We start from the raw sequence: 17,548 nt of genomic DNA, 5'->3' as shown, positions 1-17,548 counted from the left end.
GGACAAGCAATCACTCACCGCGCCAGTTCCTTCAGCCCGAAACGAATGAGCTTCGAGGCATCGGCGTCCTCGCCGGCCGTCTTCAGCGCCGCCGCGACAGCATTGGCTGCGGTGTCGCGCGAATAGCCGAGATTGACCAGCGCCGAGACGGCGTCGGTGATCGGCGCCGGCGCCACGCCTTCCCCGAGTTCCTGCTTAAGGCCGATGGCGCCGGAGGCGGTTCCGGCATAGGCCGGCGCCTTGTTCTTCAATTCGGTGACGATGCGCTCGGCCACCTTCTTGCCGACGCCGGGCGCGCGGCTGACCATGGCGATGTCGCGCAGCGCGATCGCATTGGCGAGGTCGGCCGGCGCCAGCGTCGACAGGATGGCCAGCGCCACCTTGGCGCCGACGCCTTGCACATTGCTCATCAACAGCCGGAACCATTCGCGCTCAAGCACCGATTGGAAACCGTAGAGCCGGATCATGTCCTCGCGCACATAGGTCTCGATGAACAGCACCACCGCCTCGCCGGGCGAAGGCAGCGCGGCCAGCGTGCGCGCCGAGCAATAGGCGACATAGCCGACGCCGTGCACATCGACGAGGCAGAAATCCTCGTCGATCTCGTCCAGCGTGCCTTTCAATTTGCCGATCATGCGTGATCCCTCATGCCAGCGCCATCCTGTAGGCGACGCTTTGCCGGTGATGCGCGTGGCAGATGGCGATAGCTAGCGCGTCGGCGGCATGTTCGGTGTCGAAAACGGCTTTCGGCAACAGCACCTTGACCATCATGTGGATTTGCTTCTTGTCGCCATGGCCAACGCCGATCACCGCCTTTTTGACGGCATTGGGGGCATATTCGGCGACGACAAGGCCGGCGAGCGCCGGCACCAGCATGGCTATGCCGCGCGCCTGGCCGAGCTTCAGTGTCGCCACCGCATCCTTGTTGACGAAGGTTTGCTCGACGGCCGCTTCCTGCGGCATGGCCGCATGCAGGATCTCGGCCAGCCCGTCATGCAATTGGCAGAGCCGTGTCGCCAGCGCCGCCTTGTCGTCGGAGCGTACAGTGCCGGAGCTGATAAAGCGCAGCGAGTTGCCGAGGCTCTCGACGATGCCCCATCCGGTGCGCCTCAGCCCCGGATCGATACCGATAATGCGAATCGCTTCCCTCATGCGCGAAGTCTACCTCCGGCGCACAGCGATGTCAGGGAAATGTGAACAAACCGGAAACGGGAAGCGTTTAACCTCGAGCGAAAGCCGTATTCAGCAGCGTGATCTGGTCGGAAACCGGATTGGCGCGGCGGCCTGTTACCGGCGTCTCGGCAAACGCGCCGCCATAGATCTCTTCGTCCATGCGGCGCACCAGCGCCTGCAGGCGCAGCGAGCGGGTGACGAGGTCGAGGAAATCCTTCGGCAGTTCGCCCCAGCCGACCGCTTCGTCATGCGCCGAGGCGGTGTCGAGACGCACCTTGGATTTTTCCGAGGCGACCTGGTCGCGGGTCATCTCGCCGGAATTTGCCGCCCGCTGCAAAAGCAGCCAGGAGGCGACCTGCATCAGCCTTGTGGTCAGCCGCATCGATTCGGCCGCATAGAGCGTCGCCGCCAGTCTGGACAGCTTCTTGGCCTCGGCCCGGCCCTTGCCGTCGAGATATTCCGCTGCTTGCTCAACCAGGCCCATGCCTTCCTGGTAGAGCGGTTTGAAGGATTGGGAGAAAACCCGGCGTTCCGCCAGCTTGATGGTTTTCGCGCTGCCCTTCGAAGGCTCGTTCATCGATACGCCCCTGCACTGCCCCGTCGGCTGATTCGGCTTCATCGCCGTCACGCCGGCACCCTAGATGACTGAAGCTTGAAAATGCGCTTCGCCGCCGGCGAAGGCAAGCACATGTTTAACAAACGGTTAACGCCTGCGCAGGGGCGCCAAGCGGACCAAAAGCAGACAAAAAAAGAGCCGCGGATAAGGCGGCTCTCAGGAGTTTAACAGGGAGGCGTCAAACGAAGTGGCTCCAACCACTCGGTAAGAATCCAGATCACTGGATGGACATAGTAAACACCTGTAAAGCTTAATGAACCCTTAACGCGCGGATATTTCTTGTTCGACCGCTGCCCTTCTGTGCCGTGTCAGCACAACGGCCCCCGAAGCCTGGTCGTCAGCTTGTTCATGCCTTCTTCCATACAGCCGGCAAGGAAATGAAGGCGAACAGCAGCATTGCCGCATAAAAGCCCATCGAGGAGGAAGCCAGCACCGGCTCGATCTCCGGATGGCCGGCAAGTTCAAAGTAAAGCCCGATCATCAGTGCGATTCCGCAGATTGCTGTCAGCCAGAAATGCACGACGGCAATCGTCTTTTGCCCGACCGCTGGAAACAGGTGGTAGAAGAAAGCAAACACCGCCGACATCAGCCAGCCCGCCACCATGGTGTGCGCGTGGGTCGGCATCTGCCCATGGTCATTGGAGATCGCCATATGCAGGCCGAGCGCCATGCCGCACAGGGAATAGATGACGGCCAGGGTGAAGAAATTTCGTGCTACGCCTTGCATGGGATACCCTCGTTGGTTGTTGCAGACTTGGTCCGACCGCGCGCGGCCAAAATGGAGCGTCGGTCGCGAGCGGCTTAGTCCCCGCAGGTTTCAGGATCATGCCGCGAACCAGCCAATGCCGACACGGCGTCTATCCGGCAAATGCCGGGTATTGTGCGGGCTGGCGGTAAAATCCGGCGACGGCGCCACCGCAACAAGCCGGCACCCACGCGGCATCTTCTGGATACATGTACGGAGATAATCCGCCCTCCTTCGGAAGCAGACGCGCGAAAGCAGCGTTTACCCCCGGAACGATGCACAAGGAGCGGCAATGGACTGGTATTCTCTCTTCAAATTCCTGCATGTCATGGCAGCGATCCTCTGGCTCGGCGGCGGTTTCGCCATGCTGCTGGTTTCGATACTCGCCGATCGCGACGGCGACGACGAGACGCTGATGGTCATGCTGAGAACGACGGACAAACTCGGCTTGCGTCTGTTCGTGCCGGCGTCTATCGCGACCCTCGCTTCTGGTCTGGTGCTGACTTCGCTATGGACCGGCTTCTCCGACCTTTGGGTCGTCATCGGCCTTTGCGGCTACGCCGCCGCGTTTCTGACCGGTATCCTCGTGCTGAAGCCTTCGTTCGAAAAGCTTGCCACAATGCTTGCCGCGGACGGCATGACCCCGGCTGCCATATCGTTTGGGCGCCGCATGATACGGATCGTCAAGTTCGATTTCGTCATCATGATCGTCGTCGTCGCCGACATGGTGCTGAAGCCGACCGCGCACGACATCGCCACTCTCGGCGCCATGGCGGTCGTGGTCGTTGGTGGTGCATCGCTGACCTTTGCGAGCGCCCCGCGAACCAAACCGGCAGCCGCCTGAGCGGGATTTAGAGCAGGCCGGCGATCCCGTCCCAAAGCAGCTTGACCGCGACCACGGCCACGGTCGCGTAGGTGAAGGGATAAAAAATCTCCGGCCGCATGCGCCGCACCAGCCAGGCGCCGGCGATGGTGGCCAGCGGCGCCAGCGGCATCAGCACGGCCGACGCCGTCAGGTTGGCGGTGTCGAACTGGCCAAGCGCGAAGTAGGGGATCAGCTTCAGCGCGTTGGTGGCGGCAAAGAAGATCGCCGATGTCCCCGACAGCACCTTCGGATCGAGCCGGATCGGCAGCGCATAGACCTGGAAGGGGGGCCCGCCGACATGGGCGACGAAGCTTGTGAAGCCGGCGACGGTGCCCCAGAAGGCGGCGGCGATGCGGTTGGGCGCCGCCGCATGGTCGGAACCGTGGCGGAACTGGAGATAGAGCCAGCGCAGCACGAAGATCAGCGCGACAGCGCCGACGATCAGCCGCACCATCTCTTCGGTTACGAGCGCTGCCGTCAGCCAGCCGAGCCCAATGCCGATCACCGCGCCCGGCATCATGTCGACCAGCATCTTTCTGTCGTAGACGCCCCACCACGTCCACACCGAAACGATGTCCATCAGGCACAGGATCGGCAGCAGGATGGCCGCCGCCTGCACCGGCGGCATGGCCAGCGCCATCAAAGGCACGCCAACGAAGCCGACAGCGCCGCCGAAGCCGCCTTTCGACAGCCCGACAAGTATCACCGCCGGAATGGCGGCGGCATAAAACCACGGATCGGCGAGCAGACCTGACATGAACTGGAAATGCTGGAGGGAAGACGGTTGCCCTGCAATAGCCCAGAAACCCTTGCGCCGCGACCGGGAAAATGCCGGCCGTGTCGATCAACTGTGCGTAAAGCGACGGTTCCGGATTTACGGCAAGATCGCCGCCGATGCATAAGGGCGCCGTCCGATGCATCAGGTTTTGACCCCAGGTTTTGGCCCCAGGTTTTGACCCCAGGTTTTTGACCCCAGGTTTTTGACAATGAGCGAACCCCACATCCGCCGCGCCGAAGCGGCCGACCTGCCTGCCATCGTAGCCATGCTCGCCGACGATCCGCTTGGCCGCAGCCGCGAGGATGCGACCGAGCCACTCGCCAAGGCCTATCGCGACGCCTTTGCCGCCATCGACGCCGACCCCAACCAGTTTCTTGCCGTGATGACGGATATTGGCCGCGTCATCGGCACGTTGCAGATCAGCTATCTCGCCGGGCTGTCGCTGCAGGGCGCCTTGCGCGGCCAGATCGAGGCTGTGCGCGTCGTCGCAGACCGCCGCGGCGAACGGCTGGGACAGCGTCTGCTGGAATGGGCGATCGAACAGTGCCGTGAACGCGGCTGCAAGATTATCCAGCTGACCACCAACAAGAGCCGCCAGGACGCGCATCGCTTCTATGACCGGCTCGGCTTCAAGGCCAGCCACATCGGTTACAAATTGGAGCTTTAGTTCAGCGGTGGAGGACGGCGCCGGATCGGCTGCGCCTTGATGATGGCGGTGCTGGTTTCCGCCTTGTCGGCGATGCGGTCGAGAAGCTTGTCGAGCTCGCCGATGGAGCGCACGTAGAGCCGGGCCACGAAACAGTCGTCGCCGGTGACCTTGTCGCATTCGCCGAATTCCGGGATCTCCTCGATCAGCTTCTGCACGATATGCAGCTTGCCCGGCAGTGGCCGCACCCGCACGATCGCCTGCAACGGAAACCCCAGCGCCTCCGGGTCAATCTCGATGGTGAAGGCGCGGATGACGCCGCGTTCCTCGAGCCGCCGCAGCCGTTCCGAGACGCTCGGCGACGACAGCCCGACCTGCTGCGCCAGCTCCTTCAACGAAGTCCGCGAATCCAGGATCAGGATGTGGAGAAGCTTTCTGTCCAACTCGTCCAGCATTTTCATCTCCTCGCAAAAGGGCAGCGCGCGCCTTATTAAATAAGGTGTTGTCCCCTTATCACCTTTCATAGGGCATATAAACCCTCAAGACGGCATGAGATTATGGCCTCAACGGATAGAGGTATTGTCATGGAAAGCACGGTACGCGGCACGATCGAGATGACGGCGGCGATGACGATCGTCGGCACGATCGGCTGGTTTGTCGTCATGTCGGGCCAGCCCGTCATGGACGTGGTGTTCTGGCGCTGCGCCTTCGGCGCGGTGGCGCTGCTGATCACCTGCGCGGCACTCGGGTTGCTGCGCGGCAGGCTGACGCTGCGCATTGTTGCCATCGCCGCTCTTGGCGGCGCGGCCATTGTCATCAACTGGCTGTTGCTGTTCAGCGCCTTCTCCCGCGCCTCGATCTCGATTGCCACGGCGGTCTACAACACGCAGCCCTTCATGCTGGTCGGCTTCGGCGCGCTGTTCTTCGGCGAGCGGCTGACCCTGGCCAAGCTGACCTGGCTCGGCATCGCCTTCGCCGGCATGCTGCTGATCGTGCAGACAGGGCCCGATGCGGGTGTCGGTTCCGGCATAACCGGCACAGATTATGTCATCGGCATCGTCATGGCGCTCGGAGCGGCCTTCTTCTGGGCTGTCGCGGCAATCGTCGCCAAGAAGCTCAAGGGCACCCCGCCGCATCTGATCGCGCTGATCCAGGTCTGCGTCGGCGTCGTCATGCTGGCGCCCTTCGCCAACCTCTCGCATTTGCCCGCCGATGCCTGGAGCTGGGCCATGCTGGCCACGCTTGGCGTCGTTCACACCGGCCTGGTGTACATATTGATGTACGCCGCCATCCAGAAACTGCCGACGCATCTGCAGGGGTCGCTGTCCTTCATCTATCCTGTCGTGGCGATCCTGGTCGATGTCATGGCTTTCGGCCACCGGCTGCATCCGGCCCAGCTCGTCGGCGCCGCCGCGATCCTGGTCGCCGCCGCCGGCATGAACCTCGGCTGGACTTTGTGGAAAGCCAAACCAACGGTCGAAAGCCCGCAAGCCGTCAAATGAGCGGCAGACCGTCTTCTTGCGGGCTATCGTAAACCAAAGCCATCTCATCGATCCCCGCCCGCCTGTTCAAGGCGGGCGCTTTGTTCTATGCCGCAATGCAACCATCTTCGCCCGGCATAGGCGAAACCCGGGATCGAAAGCCATGAACGACGCAACACCCCCCAACCGCTGCCGCATCGTGCTGATCGCACCCAAGGACGCTCCGGCGCGCCGCATTGCGGCTGCCTTCGACGGCGGTGATATCGCTTCGCTGATCCTGCCTGAAAACGGCATGGACGAGGCTGCCTTCCAGGCTTTTGCAGAACAGATCGTACCGGCCGCGCAAGCGGCCGGCATCGCCGTCATCATCGCCGGCGATACCCGCATTGCCGGCCGTGTCCAGGCCGACGGCATTCATGTCGAGGTTTCCAAGGACGCGCTCGCTGAGACCATCGAACACTTCCAGGGCAAGATGATGGTCGGCGCCGGTGGCGCCAAGACGCGCGACGACGCGCTGGAACTCGGCGAAACCAGGCCCGACTACATCTTCTTCGGCCGCTTCGGCTACGACAACAAGCCCGAGCCGCACCCGCGCAACCTGTCGCTTGGGCAATGGTGGGCGGACGTGATCGAGATCCCTTGCGTCGTTATGGCCGGTTCCGCCATCAATTCGGTAGAAGCGGTGGCCGCCACTGGCGCCGAGTTCGTGGCGCTGTCCAGCGCCGTCTTTGCCGAAGGCGCCGATCCGAAGGCGGCGATTGCCGCCGCCAATGCGCTGCTCGACCAAACCGCGCCGCGCTTCGAGGGCTGACGTGCGCCGACATGGACTTCCTCTCGCGGTTCTCGTTGCGGCCTTGATGAGCGGGGCAGCGATCGCGGCGGAGACCGTTCCGCTGCCGCAGCCGAGGCCGGACACCAGCGCGCCCGCCCTCAGCGTGCCGGATGCGATCGCTCCCGATGCGGGTGCTCCAAAAGCCGGTGCCACGGATTCCGGCGTCCATATCGACAAGCCGATCGACACCCCGCTGCCGCAGCCGGCGACAACCGCGCCGCTGCCGTCGGCCGACGCGATCAACCCCGAACGTTTCGGCGCCAAGCCGGCGGACCCCGCCTATGGCGCTTTCCAGCGCGGCCTTTACAAGACGGCCTACAATCTGGCGTTGGTGCGGGCTCAGAATGGCGACCCGGCGGCGCAAACGCTCGTGGCCGAGATTCTGTCGCGCGGGCTGGGCGTGCCGCTCAACCCGGCTGAGGCCGCCAAATGGTATGCGCAGGCCGCCGAGCAGGGGATTCCTGAATCGCAGTTCCAGTATGCGCTGATGCTGCTCGACGGCCGCTACGTCAAGAAGGACGAGAAGGGAGCCTATGCGCTGATGCAGGCCGCCGCCGAGGCCGGCAACCGGCTGGCGCAGTTCAACTTCGCGCAATTGCTCGTGCAGCAGGATCCGGGCGATGCCGGCATCGCCCGGGCTGTGCCCTATTATGAGCGTGCCGCGGCGACAGGGCTTGCCGACGCCCAGTATGCGATGGCGCAGGTCTATGCCAATGGCGTCGGCGGCAAGACGCGGGACGATGCAAAGGCGCGCAGCTTGCTGGCACAGGCTGCCAGGCAGAACTACGACACCGCGCAGATCGATCTTGCCGCCTGGATGATCGAGGGCCGGGGCGGTGTTCGCGACCTGAAATCCGGCTTCAACTGGATGAAGCAGGCAGCTGAAGGCGGCAATGTCGCTGCCCAGAACCGGTTGGCAAAGCTCTATATGGGCGGCATCGGCACCGACCCCGACCTGATCCTGGCCGGGGCCTGGTATGTGGTCGCCCGGCGCGCCGGCCTTATCGATCCGGAGATGGACGATTTCCTGCAAGGGCTGACCGACGACCAGACAAAGCAAGCCTTGCAGAAGGCCAACCGCCTGCCCTGACACGCAACGTCACTGTGTATGATCCAGCACGACCTTGCCGAAGGGAGAGCCGTGTTCGAGATGGCGAAGGGCCTGTGCTGCCTCTGCCCAGGGGAAGACCCGGTCGATCACCGGCCGCAGCCGATGGACGGCGAGCGCCCGGTTCATCGCTTCGAAGGACTCGCGCGAGCCGACCGGTATGCCGCGTGCTTTCACCTGGCGGCGGAAGATGTCGAGCGGATTGATCACCCCTTCGCTGCCGCCGAGATAACCGATGACGTTGATCTGGGCGCCGCGCGCCGACGCCTTGAGCGACTGCGCGAAACTTTGGGGACCACCGACTTCGATGATGTGATCGGCGCCGCGGCCATCGGTCAGCGCCAGCACGGCCGACGACCAATCCGGATCGTCGCGGTAGTTGACGCCATCATGCGCGCCAAGCCCCTTCGCCCAGGCAAGCTTCTCATCGCTGCTCGACGTAACAATGACGCGCGCTCCGGCCGCCCTTGCGAACTGCACGGCAAACAGCGACACGCCGCCGGTGCCGAGGCTGAGCACGGTTTCGCCTGGCTTGAGCTTGCCCTCGGTGAACAACGCATGCCAGGCAGTGACGGCGGCGCAAGGCAATGTCGCCGCCTCTACGTCGCTGAGATGCGCCGGCGCGATGACAGCCGCCTGTTCGTCCAGCCGGGCGAATTCGCTCAGCAAACCGTCGATCGGGCCGCCGCGCTGGTAGGAAGGTTCGGCCATGGCGAAGCTGCCGCCGACCCATCGCTGCCAGAACGTGCCGCAGACCCGGTCGCCAACCTTGAAGCGGCTGACCTCGGGGCCAAGCGCGACGACCTCGCCGACGCCGTCGGAAAGCGGCACCAGCGGCAAGGGGAATGTCGTGTGATAGCTGCCGCGCGCGATCTCGACATCGCGATAGTTGAGCGCCGTCGCCTTGACGCGGACGATCATCTCCTGACGGCCGGGCTCCGGCATTGGTCGTTCGACCATCTTGAGATTGTCGATGCCGCCCGGCTTCTGCAGTTCGATTGCCTTCATTGTCGTCGTCCTTTCGTTTGAAAGGAAAATTGCTTGACAGGCGATGGATTTCAAATTCATAATGTTTACAATGATTATGCTTACGAGACATAGTTCTAGCTATGCTTGAGGAATTGCGCACGCTCGCCCTGTTTGCCGAGGAGGGCTCGATCCAGAAGGTCGCCCGGCGCCTGCCGCTGACGCAGCCGGCTGTGACCCGGCAAATCCAGCGGCTGGAGGACATGCTTGGCACGACGCTGCTCGACCGCCGGCAAAAGCCGCCGCGACTGACGCCGACGGGGCTGGAAGTGCTGGCGCGCGGACGCGATATCATCGCTTCCGTAGAAGCGCTGAAATCCTTCGCCGGAAAGACCGAGCCGGAAGGACTGTTCCGCCTGGGTCTCGCCCATGGCCTCTCGGACCGCGACATCGCCGGGGCCATCGCCAACGCCGCGGCGGCGTTCCCGAAAGTGTCGCTACGGCTCAAGACGGGCTGGAGCGCCGAACTAATCGATAAATTCGAACGCGGCGAGCTCGATGTGACGATTGTTCTGCGATCGTCGGATAAGCCAGGCCCGGAAGCGCTTGGCACTGAACGTCTTGGCGTCATAGCTGCGTCCACCGTCCCCGATCCGGAAGACGGTGGCCGGACACCCATGCCGTGGGTGCTTAGTCCGGCCCCTTGCGACGCGCGCCAGAAACTCATGTCCGTTCTGGTCGGCGGAAGGCGTTATTTCGAGATCGCGGCGGAGATACAGGATCCGGCCTTGCAGATGGAATGGGTCCGTCGGGGGCACGGCCTTGGGCTAGTGCCGTTGCGTCTTGCAAGGCGCGGACTTCCCGACGGCCTCATGCTGGTCAACACGGAAGATGTCGACCTTTCCTTGCAGGTCGCCGCACTTCGTTCGCCTCATCTTAACCGGCTGACTGAGGCTGCGGACGCCATCGTCGAGGCTGTCGGCAGAGTCATTGCGGCCCAGGTTTGAGGCTACCAGCCCTTGTCGGGCGATCTGGCATCCCCTTGCCTCTCCTGCCGATTTGTGGTCTTGGGAGCCCGAAATCGCTTGTCCAGCGACCATCCCCATACCAACGGCCAAGCCGTTGGTAGCATCCCGGATCAATCTCATCATGGCCAAGATCAATGGCAACGAAATCCGTCCCGGCTATGTCATCGAGCACGATGGCGGCCTTTGGGTGGCGGTCAGGACCAACACCGTCAAGCCCGGCAAGGGCGGTGCCTATAACCAGGTCGAACTGAAGAACCTGATCAACGGCACCAAGCTCAACGAGCGCTTCCGCTCGGCCGAGACCGTCGAGCAGATCCGGCTCGACCTGAAGGATTTTTCCTTCCTCTACGCCCAGGACGACGCACTGGTGTTCATGGACACGCAGAGCTACGAGCAGCTCGAGCTGGCGAAGGATTTCGTCGGCGACCGCGCCGCCTTCCTGCAGGACGGCATGATGGTGACGGTCCAGCTCTATGAGGACAGGCCGATCGGCATTTCGCTGCCCGACCAGGTGACGCTGACCATCACCGAGGCCGACCCGGTGGTGAAGGGCCAGACGGCCGCGTCCTCGTACAAGCCGGCGGTGCTGGAAAACGGCATCCGCGTGCTGGTGCCGCCATTCATCGGCGCTGGCGAACGCATCGTCGTCGACACCAACGAACTCACCTACATGCGCCGCGCAGACTGACGCGTAGGCAGGAACAGATACGATGGCACGCTCCGCACTTCTCAATGTCATGGTCCAGGCCGCCATGAAGGCCGGCCGCTCGCTGTCGCGCGACTTCGGCGAGGTGCAGAACCTGCAGGTGTCGATGAAGGGACCGGGCGACTATGTCAGCCAAGCCGACCGCAAGGCCGAGGACATTCTGTTTGCCGAACTGTCGAAGGCACGGCCGGGCTATGCCTTCCTGATGGAAGAGCGCGGCATGATCGCAGGGGACGACGACCAGCACCGTTGGATCGTCGACCCGCTCGACGGCACCACCAATTTCCTGCACGGCATTCCGATCTTTTCCATCTCGATCGCGCTGGAGCGACAGGGCCAGTTGGTCGCCGCCGTCATCTACAATCCGGCAATGGATGAGCTCTACACCGCCGAGCGCGGCGGCGGCGCCTTCATGAACGATCGCCGGCTGCGCGTTGCCGGCCGCAGCAAGCTCACCGACTGCGTCATCGGCTGCGGCGTGCCGCATCTCGGCCGCGGCCAGCACGGCAATTTCCTCGTCGAGTTGCGCAATGTGATGGCCGAGGTCTCGGGCGTGCGCCGCCTGGGTTCCGCCGCGCTCGATCTCGCTTATGTCGCCGCCGGCCGCATGGACGGCTTTTGGGAAACCGGCCTTTCGGCCTGGGACATTGCCGCCGGCCTGCTGCTGATCCGCGAGGCCGGTGGCTTCGTCTCCGACATGGATGGCGGCCAGGATATGCTCGAAGCGGGTTCGCTCGTCGCCGGCAACGAGGTCATACAGCGCGCGCTGCTCAAGGCGGTGAAGAAGCCGCTTTCGGCGCGCTGATCACTTGGCATGCCGGCGCGGCGTGCTGAAGCGCCGCAGTCGCAAAACCGCAATCAAAGCTTGAAATACTGCCCGGCGGCCGCCCAGATAAGGGTGACGCAGGATTTTTTATGACGAGCATACCTTCACTATCCTCGCGAGAAGCGCAGCCAGACCAGCCAGTTGAAATCCCTTATGTCGGGCGTTGGCACTACTCGCGTGCGGAGATGATCGCCGATGGCATCGTCCATGCGGTCGGCATCGTGCTGGCGATAGCCGCCGGCTCGGCGTTGCTGGCGCTGGCCGCCTTCCATGCCGGTCCCGGCGAATACATCGCCGCCGCCTTCTTCGTGGTGTCGCTGCTGACTGTGCTGTCGATTTCGCTGACCTACAATCTGTGGCCGGTGACGTCGCCGGCGAAGTGGATCTTGCGGCGCTTCGATCATGCGGCGATCTATCTCCTGATCGCCGCGACCTACACGCCCTTTCTGGCCCAGCTCGACGGCTCGCCGCTGGCGCTGCCGATGATTGTCCTTGTCTGGACCGCTGCTTTGACCGGCATTGCCATGAAAGTGTTCCTGCCCGGCCGCTTCGATCGTCTGGCCATTGTCTTCTATCTCGCCATCGGCTGGAGCGGCGTCGTCCTGGTCAAGCCGCTGGTGGCGACGTTGCCGACGACCTCGATCGCGCTGATTGTCGCCGGCGGCATCGTGTACTCCTGCGGCGTCATCTTCTTCGCCTGGAAACGCCTGCGCTTTCACAATGCCCTCTGGCACGGCTTTGTCGTCACCGGCGCCGGGCTGCATCTTGCCGCCATGGTCGACTGCCTGGTCGTCAACCGCCTCTGAACGGCGTGGTGCGGCCCGACAGTCGGGCAATATTGCCAAGCGCCATTCAATTTGGTCACAATTCCGTTTAGAGTCGCGAATTACGTGATCGGCGGCACTGGAGCGGTTCCAGGGAAGTATGAGCGGCTTCCCGTTCGGAATTGCGTCAAGGCAAATAGAGCATCGGAAACGGGGCACGGATGGCTTTTCTCAGATCCTTCGGCGTGGGCAGGCGTTCTGATGTCCTGATGTACGATCCGCACAAACTGTCGAGCCCGCAGGTCTTCCTCCTGACCATGGTCATCTTCCTGGTCATCGTCGCCTTCATCGCCGCCATCCTCACCCGCCAGATCTCGACCGCTTTCGGGAGCAATCCCGGCCTCAACGGCCTGATCGTCGGCGTCCTTGTGGTCGGCATCCTGCTTGCCTTCGCCCAGGTCGGACGACTGTTTCGCGAAGTGCGCTGGGTCAATTCCTTCCGCGCCGGTTCCGAAACCACCGAGCCGGTGCTGCTGGCGCCGATGAAGGCGATGATCGGCCGCTCCTCGACGGTCGCCTTCTCGACGTCTTCGATGCGCACCATGCTGGATTCGATCGCCACCCGCCTCGACGAAAGCCGCGACACCTCGCGCTATCTCGTCGGGTTGCTGGTGTTCCTCGGTCTGCTCGGCACCTTCTGGGGCCTGCTCAACACCATCGGCTCGATCCGCGAAACCATCGAATCGCTCGATCCCGGCACCGGCGACGCCGCCGCCGTGCTCGATTCGCTGAAGCAGGGGCTGTCGGCGCCGCTGGCCGGCATGGGTACGGCCTTTTCGTCCTCGCTGTTCGGCCTTTCCGGGTCGCTGGTGCTAGGCTTCCTCGACCTGCAGGCCGGCCGCGCGCAGACCCGCTTCTATACCGAGCTGGAAAACTGGCTCTCCTCGGTCACCGATCTCTCCTCCGACATCGCCGTCGCCGACCCGGCCAAGACTGAATCCTCCGACGAGATCCGGGTCCTGTCGGAACGGCTGCGCAGCATGCAGGAAAGCGGCGGCGGCTCCAATCCGCGCGTCGCCACCGCCATGGCCAATCTCGCCGACGGCATTTCCGGCCTGGTCAAGAACATGCGCTCCGAGCAGCAGATCATGCGCGACTGGGTCGAGGCCCAGTCGGACGAGCAGAAGGCGATGCGCAACACGCTGGAAAAGATCGCCGACGCGCTGAAGAAACCCGGGGTCCACTAGCATGGCTCTCGCCAGGGGCCGGCGCACCGATCGCCGGATCGACTATTGGCCGGGCTTCGTCGACGCGCTGTCGACGCTGCTGCTCGCCATCATGTTCCTGCTCACCGTTTTCGTGCTGGCGCAGTTCCTGCTCGGACGCGAACTCTCCGGCAAGGATACGGCGCTCACGCGCCTCAACTCGCAGATCAACGAACTGACGCAGTTGCTGGCGCTGGAGCGCTCGAGCGCGCAGGACAAGGACGATTCGCTGGCCAATCTGCAGGCGTCGCTGTCGGCCGCCGAAGCTGAGAAGAGCCGGCTCGAGCAGCTGCTGGCGCAAGGTGCCGGCGCCGGCGACGCCGCCACCCAGCGCGCCGCGGAACTCGGCGGCGAACTCGACAGCCAGCGCCAGATCAGCCAGCAGGCGCTGAGCCAGGTCGAGATCCTCAACCAGCAGATCGCGGCGCTGCGCAAGCAGATCGGCGCGCTCGAGGATGCCCTCAACGTCTCTGAAACGCGCGACCGCGATTCCAACACCAAGATCGCCGATCTCGGCCGTCGGCTCAACGTCGCGCTGGCGCAGCGCGTGCAGGAGCTGAACCGCTATCGCTCCGACTTCTTCGGCCGCCTGCGCGAAATCCTCGCCGACCGCGAGAACATCCGCATCGTCGGCGACCGCTTCGTCTTCCAGTCGGAAGTTCTGTTCCCGACCGGGTCGGAAGTGATCAACGATGCCGGCAAAGTCGAGATGAAGAAGCTCGCCGATGCCATCATCGAGTTGCAAAAGGAAATCCCGCCCGAGATCAACTGGGTGCTGCGCGTCGACGGCCACACCGACAACAAGCCGCTGTCCGGCGCCGGCCGCTATCGCGACAATTGGGAATTGTCGACGGCGCGTTCGACCTCGGTGGTCAAGTTCCTGATCGAGAACGGCGTCCCCGCCAACCGGCTGGTTGCGGCTGGCTTCGGCGAATTCCAGCCGCTCGACCCCGCCGACACCGAAGACGCCCGCAACAAGAACCGACGCATTGAACTGAAGCTCACCGAACGGTGATTTTCAGTCACGCGAAATTGTTTGCCGGATCAACTCTAGGGCGCAACGCCAGGTCGGCAAGGCCTGAAAACATTATCTTTCTTTAATTACACTTCGCGTTTCCGGGCTCCTACTTTGACGCGCAGGGCCGAGAACCGCCGGCGATGCCTCCCATCGCGACGCGACGGAACCGGACGGCCCGCTTCCGGAAGGCGGAGCGAAAGCGCTTGCCCCTTCCACAGCAGGAGGAGACGCACATCGTGCGCTCTTTGAAGACTCTCAGGACCGCAACCCTCACGACACTTCTGATCACTGTTCCACTCGCCGGCGCCTATGCCGCCGGACATCACAAGGGCGCCCTCGACGCCAGCGACCCGACCGACATGACCGCTCCGCGCGTGACCGGCCTGATCGAGCAGGTGCGGGGCGTCGAACAGGGCATCACGGATGCACGCGAAACGAAGGGCATCTCGACCTCGGAAGCGCAGCGGCTGCATCTGCGTGCGGCGCATATCGGCCAGGCCGCCGAACGGGTCGCCGCTTCGGACCATGGCCGGATCCCGGCCGCGCAATATCACGATCTGCTGCGCCGCCTCGACAATGTCGATCAGAGGCTGATGTCCGACACCGGCAGCGGCTTCATGATCGGTGATGGCTCCGACGGCGGAAATTATCCGAACGGCTGAGATCCGCTCTGATATCTCCAGGAATGAGGAAGGGACTGTCTGACGCCCCCGGATCTGGCTCCGAGGGCGTCTTTTTTGTCACCAGCCCAGCCACAGCGCAGCGAGGGCCAGCACCGCCGGCACGGTCTGAACATACAGGATCTTCCGGCTGGCAGTCGCCGCGCCATAGAGCCCGGCGACGGCGATGCAAAGCAGGAAGAACACCTTGATCTGGAATCCCGCCGCGCCGAGATAGAGGCCCCAGATCAGCCCGGCGGCAAGGAAGGCGTTGTAGAGCCCCTGATTGGCGGCGAGCACCTTCGATGCGCTGGCGAAGTCCGGCTTGAGGTTGAACGCCCTGTGCCCGCGCGGTGTGTCCCACGCCACCATCTCCAGATAGACGATATAGAGGTGGATCAGGGCCACCAGCCCGACCAGGATATTGCCGATCATCTTAGTCTCCCCTCCATGGCGGTGTTCCACCGTCAGCCAGCATTCCACGCACAAGCTCATCGGCGCAAGCTGCATAGCCACCTTTGAGGGTTGCCAATCCTGGCGCGTTGGTATCTTTTCCCGCGGTCCAAAACGCGGAACCTGCCATGTCTTTTCAGAAGCTCGATGATCTCGGCCACAAGCTCGAAGCGCTGGAACATGCGCTCGCTATCCTCGGCGCCGACGAGGCGACCCACATGGCCGTCGGCGGCGGCGAGAAGCGCGCCGAAGCGATGGCTTCCCTTGCCGGCATGCTGCATATCAGGGCAACGGCGCCGGAGATCGCCGACTGGCTCGCCGCTGCAGAAGCTGAAGCGCTCAACGAGGAGCAGCAAGCGGCGGTCCGGGAGTTGCGCCGGCAATACACCAACCTGACCTGCCTGCCGGTCGAATTCGTCGAGCGCCAGACGGTAGCGCGCATGCGCTCGGAGCAACTCTGGCGCGACCTGCGCGGCAAGAACGACTGGGCCGGATTCCTGCCGGCGCTCGAAGGTGTCATCGCGCTGGTGCGCGAGGAAGCCGCCCTGCGCGCCGACGCGCTCGGCCTCGATCCCTACGACGCGCTGATGGAGCAATACGATCCTGGCAACCGCGCCGCCGACATCACGCCGGTCTTCACCGAGCTGAAGACATTCCTGAAGGGCTTCGTGCCGGAAGCCCTGGCCGCGCAGGAAGCGCGCCTGGCCAAGCATCCCGTGAAGCCGCTCTCCGGCAGCTATGCGATCGACCGGCAGCGCGAGCTTGGTCTCGCCATGATGGCTTCGGTCGGCTTCGACCTCACCCACGGTTCTCTGTCCGTATCGCACCATCCCTTCTGCGGCGGCGTGCCGAGCGACGTGCGCATCACCACCCGCTACAAAACGTCCGACTTCCTGTCGGCCTTGATGGGCGTGCTGCACGAGACCGGCCATGCGCTCTACGAGCAGAACCTGCCGAAGGCCTGGGCGCACTGGCCGCTCGGCAAGGCGCGCGGCATGGCGGTGCATGAAAGCCAGAGCCTGTTCGTCGAGAAACAGGTCGGCCGCAACCCCGAATTCTGGCGCTGGGCGCTGCCCGTGGTCGAAAAGCATCTCGGCGAAGCCTGGTCGCTCGACGACATCCTGCCGCATGTGCACCGGGTCGAGCGCGGCCTGATCCGCGTCGACGCGGACGAGGTAAGCTACCCGCTGCATGTCATCCTGCGCTACGAGTTGGAGCAGGAGCTGGTCTCGGGGCGGCTGCAGGCGGCCGACCTGCCCGAAGCCTGGGACGCTAAGATGCGGGAGTATCTTGGCCTTTCGACCATCGACAACCCAGCCGACGGACCGATGCAGGACGTGCATTGGCCAGGCGCCGCCTTCGGCTATTTCCCGTCCTATACGCTGGGCGCCATGATGGCGGCGCAGCAATGGGCTGCGCTGACGCGCGACCATCCTTCAGCCGACAGCGATCTCGCCAGGGGCAATTTCGCCGCCATCAATGACTGGCGCCGCGACAAGATCTGGTCGCAGGGATCGCGCTGGTCGACGCCCGAACTGCTTGAGCGCGCCACCGGCGAGAAACTGAATGCCGCGCATTTCACCGAGCATCTCCGCAAGCGGTATGGTCCCGCCTGATTG

Annotated in this window: 21 protein-coding genes; 13 read left to right on the top strand and 8 right to left on the bottom strand. The window is 63.7% G+C overall.

The window, feature by feature from the left end; genetic code table 11:
* Positions 1-14 precede the first annotated feature (14 nt).
* The 4 genes from ruvA to NLY43_RS20825 form a co-directional block, all read right to left on the bottom strand.
* Positions 15-635: a Holliday junction branch migration protein RuvA gene (gene ruvA, locus NLY43_RS20840; protein WP_023684176.1), complete on the bottom strand. Its 621-nt coding sequence runs from the start codon at positions 633-635 to the stop codon at positions 15-17.
* Between the two features lie 10 nt (positions 636-645).
* The gene (gene ruvC / locus NLY43_RS20835) at positions 646-1,152 is read right to left on the bottom strand and encodes a crossover junction endodeoxyribonuclease RuvC (RefSeq protein ID WP_023688957.1); all 507 of its coding nucleotides are present in this window, start codon (positions 1,150-1,152) and stop codon (positions 646-648) included.
* Positions 1,153-1,219: 67 nt separating this feature from the next.
* Positions 1,220-1,750 (bottom strand): protease adaptor protein RcdA, encoded by a 531-nt coding sequence (rcdA, locus tag NLY43_RS20830; protein WP_023688956.1) that lies wholly within the window; start codon positions 1,748-1,750, stop codon positions 1,220-1,222.
* Between the two features lie 385 nt (positions 1,751-2,135).
* Complete coding sequence (locus NLY43_RS20825; protein WP_023668767.1) at positions 2,136-2,516, bottom strand: hypothetical protein; 381 nt, start codon at positions 2,514-2,516, stop codon at positions 2,136-2,138.
* A 310-nt stretch (positions 2,517-2,826) separates the two neighbouring features.
* Here NLY43_RS20825 and NLY43_RS20820 point away from each other — a divergent pair, with 310 nt between their 5' ends.
* Entirely contained in the window at positions 2,827-3,378 is a 552-nt protein-coding gene (locus NLY43_RS20820; RefSeq protein WP_023711980.1) for a DUF2269 family protein, read from the top strand.
* A 7-nt stretch (positions 3,379-3,385) separates the two neighbouring features.
* Here the strand turns inward: NLY43_RS20820 and NLY43_RS20815 are convergent, their stop codons facing one another.
* The gene (locus NLY43_RS20815) at positions 3,386-4,156 is read right to left on the bottom strand and encodes a sulfite exporter TauE/SafE family protein (protein WP_023668765.1); all 771 of its coding nucleotides are present in this window, start codon (positions 4,154-4,156) and stop codon (positions 3,386-3,388) included.
* A 229-nt stretch (positions 4,157-4,385) separates the two neighbouring features.
* Between NLY43_RS20815 and NLY43_RS20810 the strand changes: the two genes are divergently transcribed.
* Positions 4,386-4,844: a GNAT family N-acetyltransferase gene (locus tag NLY43_RS20810; RefSeq protein WP_023711981.1), complete on the top strand. Its 459-nt coding sequence runs from the start codon at positions 4,386-4,388 to the stop codon at positions 4,842-4,844.
* Here the strand turns inward: NLY43_RS20810 and NLY43_RS20805 are convergent.
* The gene (locus NLY43_RS20805) at positions 4,841-5,278 is read right to left on the bottom strand and encodes an Lrp/AsnC family transcriptional regulator (protein ID WP_023668763.1); all 438 of its coding nucleotides are present in this window, start codon (positions 5,276-5,278) and stop codon (positions 4,841-4,843) included. The two genes, NLY43_RS20810 and NLY43_RS20805, sit on opposite strands and share 4 nt — an antisense overlap.
* Positions 5,279-5,407: 129 nt before the next feature.
* Here NLY43_RS20805 and NLY43_RS20800 point away from each other — a divergent pair, with 129 nt between their 5' ends.
* The 3 genes from NLY43_RS20800 to NLY43_RS20790 all read left to right on the top strand — a co-directional run bounded on the left by NLY43_RS20800 (position 5,408) and on the right by NLY43_RS20790 (position 8,226).
* Complete coding sequence (locus tag NLY43_RS20800) at positions 5,408-6,325, top strand: DMT family transporter (RefSeq protein ID WP_023711982.1); 918 nt, start codon at positions 5,408-5,410, stop codon at positions 6,323-6,325.
* 142 nt (positions 6,326-6,467) lie between these two features.
* Entirely contained in the window at positions 6,468-7,115 is a 648-nt protein-coding gene (locus NLY43_RS20795) for a thiamine phosphate synthase (protein ID WP_023711983.1), read from the top strand.
* A 46-nt stretch (positions 7,116-7,161) separates the two neighbouring features.
* The gene (locus NLY43_RS20790) at positions 7,162-8,226 is read left to right on the top strand and encodes a tetratricopeptide repeat protein (protein ID WP_198025522.1); all 1,065 of its coding nucleotides are present in this window, start codon (positions 7,162-7,164) and stop codon (positions 8,224-8,226) included.
* Positions 8,227-8,235: 9 nt separating this feature from the next.
* On the opposite strand, the gene NLY43_RS20785 is transcribed toward NLY43_RS20790, so the two are convergent.
* On the bottom strand, positions 8,236-9,252 hold the full coding sequence (locus NLY43_RS20785; RefSeq protein ID WP_023711985.1) for a zinc-dependent alcohol dehydrogenase family protein: 1,017 nt from the start codon (positions 9,250-9,252) through the stop codon (positions 8,236-8,238).
* Between the two features lie 101 nt (positions 9,253-9,353).
* On the opposite strand from NLY43_RS20785, the gene NLY43_RS20780 reads away from it, so the two are divergent.
* The 7 genes from NLY43_RS20780 to NLY43_RS20750 all read left to right on the top strand — a co-directional run bounded on the left by NLY43_RS20780 (position 9,354) and on the right by NLY43_RS20750 (position 15,479).
* Positions 9,354-10,217 (top strand): LysR family transcriptional regulator, encoded by an 864-nt coding sequence (locus NLY43_RS20780; protein ID WP_023711986.1) that lies wholly within the window; start codon positions 9,354-9,356, stop codon positions 10,215-10,217.
* A gap of 142 nt (positions 10,218-10,359) precedes the next feature.
* Positions 10,360-10,926, top strand: coding sequence for an elongation factor P (efp, locus tag NLY43_RS20775; protein ID WP_023668757.1), 567 nt, complete (start codon positions 10,360-10,362; stop codon positions 10,924-10,926).
* A gap of 22 nt (positions 10,927-10,948) precedes the next feature.
* Complete coding sequence (locus tag NLY43_RS20770) at positions 10,949-11,749, top strand: inositol monophosphatase family protein (protein WP_023684166.1); 801 nt, start codon at positions 10,949-10,951, stop codon at positions 11,747-11,749.
* 206 nt (positions 11,750-11,955) lie between these two features.
* Positions 11,956-12,576, top strand: coding sequence for a PAQR family membrane homeostasis protein TrhA (gene trhA / locus NLY43_RS20765; RefSeq protein WP_023694587.1), 621 nt, complete (start codon positions 11,956-11,958; stop codon positions 12,574-12,576).
* A gap of 179 nt (positions 12,577-12,755) precedes the next feature.
* Positions 12,756-13,781, top strand: coding sequence for a MotA/TolQ/ExbB proton channel family protein (locus tag NLY43_RS20760; protein ID WP_023668754.1), 1,026 nt, complete (start codon positions 12,756-12,758; stop codon positions 13,779-13,781).
* Between the two features lies 1 nt (position 13,782).
* Positions 13,783-14,814: a peptidoglycan -binding protein gene (locus NLY43_RS20755; RefSeq protein ID WP_023684164.1), complete on the top strand. Its 1,032-nt coding sequence runs from the start codon at positions 13,783-13,785 to the stop codon at positions 14,812-14,814.
* A gap of 239 nt (positions 14,815-15,053) precedes the next feature.
* Entirely contained in the window at positions 15,054-15,479 is a 426-nt protein-coding gene (locus NLY43_RS20750; protein ID WP_023711987.1) for a hypothetical protein, read from the top strand.
* A 78-nt stretch (positions 15,480-15,557) separates the two neighbouring features.
* Here NLY43_RS20750 and NLY43_RS20745 read toward each other — a convergent pair whose 3' ends face one another.
* Positions 15,558-15,911, bottom strand: coding sequence for a DUF1304 domain-containing protein (locus tag NLY43_RS20745; RefSeq protein WP_023711988.1), 354 nt, complete (start codon positions 15,909-15,911; stop codon positions 15,558-15,560).
* A 146-nt stretch (positions 15,912-16,057) separates the two neighbouring features.
* Here NLY43_RS20745 and NLY43_RS20740 point away from each other — a divergent pair, with 146 nt between their 5' ends.
* The gene (locus NLY43_RS20740; RefSeq protein ID WP_023711989.1) at positions 16,058-17,545 is read left to right on the top strand and encodes a carboxypeptidase M32; all 1,488 of its coding nucleotides are present in this window, start codon (positions 16,058-16,060) and stop codon (positions 17,543-17,545) included.
* Positions 17,546-17,548: the final 3 nt, after the last annotated feature.

The sequence above is a fragment of the Mesorhizobium sp. C416B genome, from assembly GCF_030323165.1.
In the GTDB taxonomy this organism is placed as follows: domain Bacteria; phylum Pseudomonadota; class Alphaproteobacteria; order Rhizobiales; family Rhizobiaceae; genus Mesorhizobium.
This window is presented reverse-complemented; position numbering and strand designations above follow the sequence as displayed.

Coding starts and splice junctions, on each gene's coding strand:
- NLY43_RS20760 (WP_023668754.1), top strand. CDS start 12,756: ATGGCTTTTCTCAGATCCTTCGGCGTGGGCAGGCGTTCTGATGTCCTG.
- NLY43_RS20805 (WP_023668763.1), bottom strand. CDS start 5,278: ATGCTGGACGAGTTGGACAGAAAGCTTCTCCACATCCTGATCCTGGAT.
- NLY43_RS20820 (WP_023711980.1), top strand. CDS start 2,827: ATGGACTGGTATTCTCTCTTCAAATTCCTGCATGTCATGGCAGCGATC.
- trhA (WP_023694587.1), top strand. CDS start 11,956: ATGATCGCCGATGGCATCGTCCATGCGGTCGGCATCGTGCTGGCGATA.
- ruvA (WP_023684176.1), bottom strand. CDS start 635: ATGATCGGCAAATTGAAAGGCACGCTGGACGAGATCGACGAGGATTTC.
- NLY43_RS20745 (WP_023711988.1), bottom strand. CDS start 15,911: ATGATCGGCAATATCCTGGTCGGGCTGGTGGCCCTGATCCACCTCTAT.
- NLY43_RS20815 (WP_023668765.1), bottom strand. CDS start 4,156: ATGTCAGGTCTGCTCGCCGATCCGTGGTTTTATGCCGCCGCCATTCCG.
- NLY43_RS20800 (WP_023711982.1), top strand. CDS start 5,408: ATGGAAAGCACGGTACGCGGCACGATCGAGATGACGGCGGCGATGACG.
- rcdA (WP_023688956.1), bottom strand. CDS start 1,750: ATGAACGAGCCTTCGAAGGGCAGCGCGAAAACCATCAAGCTGGCGGAA.
- NLY43_RS20810 (WP_023711981.1), top strand. CDS start 4,386: ATGAGCGAACCCCACATCCGCCGCGCCGAAGCGGCCGACCTGCCTGCC.
- NLY43_RS20770 (WP_023684166.1), top strand. CDS start 10,949: ATGGCACGCTCCGCACTTCTCAATGTCATGGTCCAGGCCGCCATGAAG.
- efp (WP_023668757.1), top strand. CDS start 10,360: ATGGCCAAGATCAATGGCAACGAAATCCGTCCCGGCTATGTCATCGAG.
- NLY43_RS20795 (WP_023711983.1), top strand. CDS start 6,468: ATGAACGACGCAACACCCCCCAACCGCTGCCGCATCGTGCTGATCGCA.
- NLY43_RS20785 (WP_023711985.1), bottom strand. CDS start 9,252: ATGAAGGCAATCGAACTGCAGAAGCCGGGCGGCATCGACAATCTCAAG.
- NLY43_RS20755 (WP_023684164.1), top strand. CDS start 13,783: ATGGCTCTCGCCAGGGGCCGGCGCACCGATCGCCGGATCGACTATTGG.
- ruvC (WP_023688957.1), bottom strand. CDS start 1,152: ATGAGGGAAGCGATTCGCATTATCGGTATCGATCCGGGGCTGAGGCGC.
- NLY43_RS20790 (WP_198025522.1), top strand. CDS start 7,162: ATGAGCGGGGCAGCGATCGCGGCGGAGACCGTTCCGCTGCCGCAGCCG.
- NLY43_RS20825 (WP_023668767.1), bottom strand. CDS start 2,516: ATGCAAGGCGTAGCACGAAATTTCTTCACCCTGGCCGTCATCTATTCC.
- NLY43_RS20740 (WP_023711989.1), top strand. CDS start 16,058: ATGTCTTTTCAGAAGCTCGATGATCTCGGCCACAAGCTCGAAGCGCTG.
- NLY43_RS20780 (WP_023711986.1), top strand. CDS start 9,354: ATGCTTGAGGAATTGCGCACGCTCGCCCTGTTTGCCGAGGAGGGCTCG.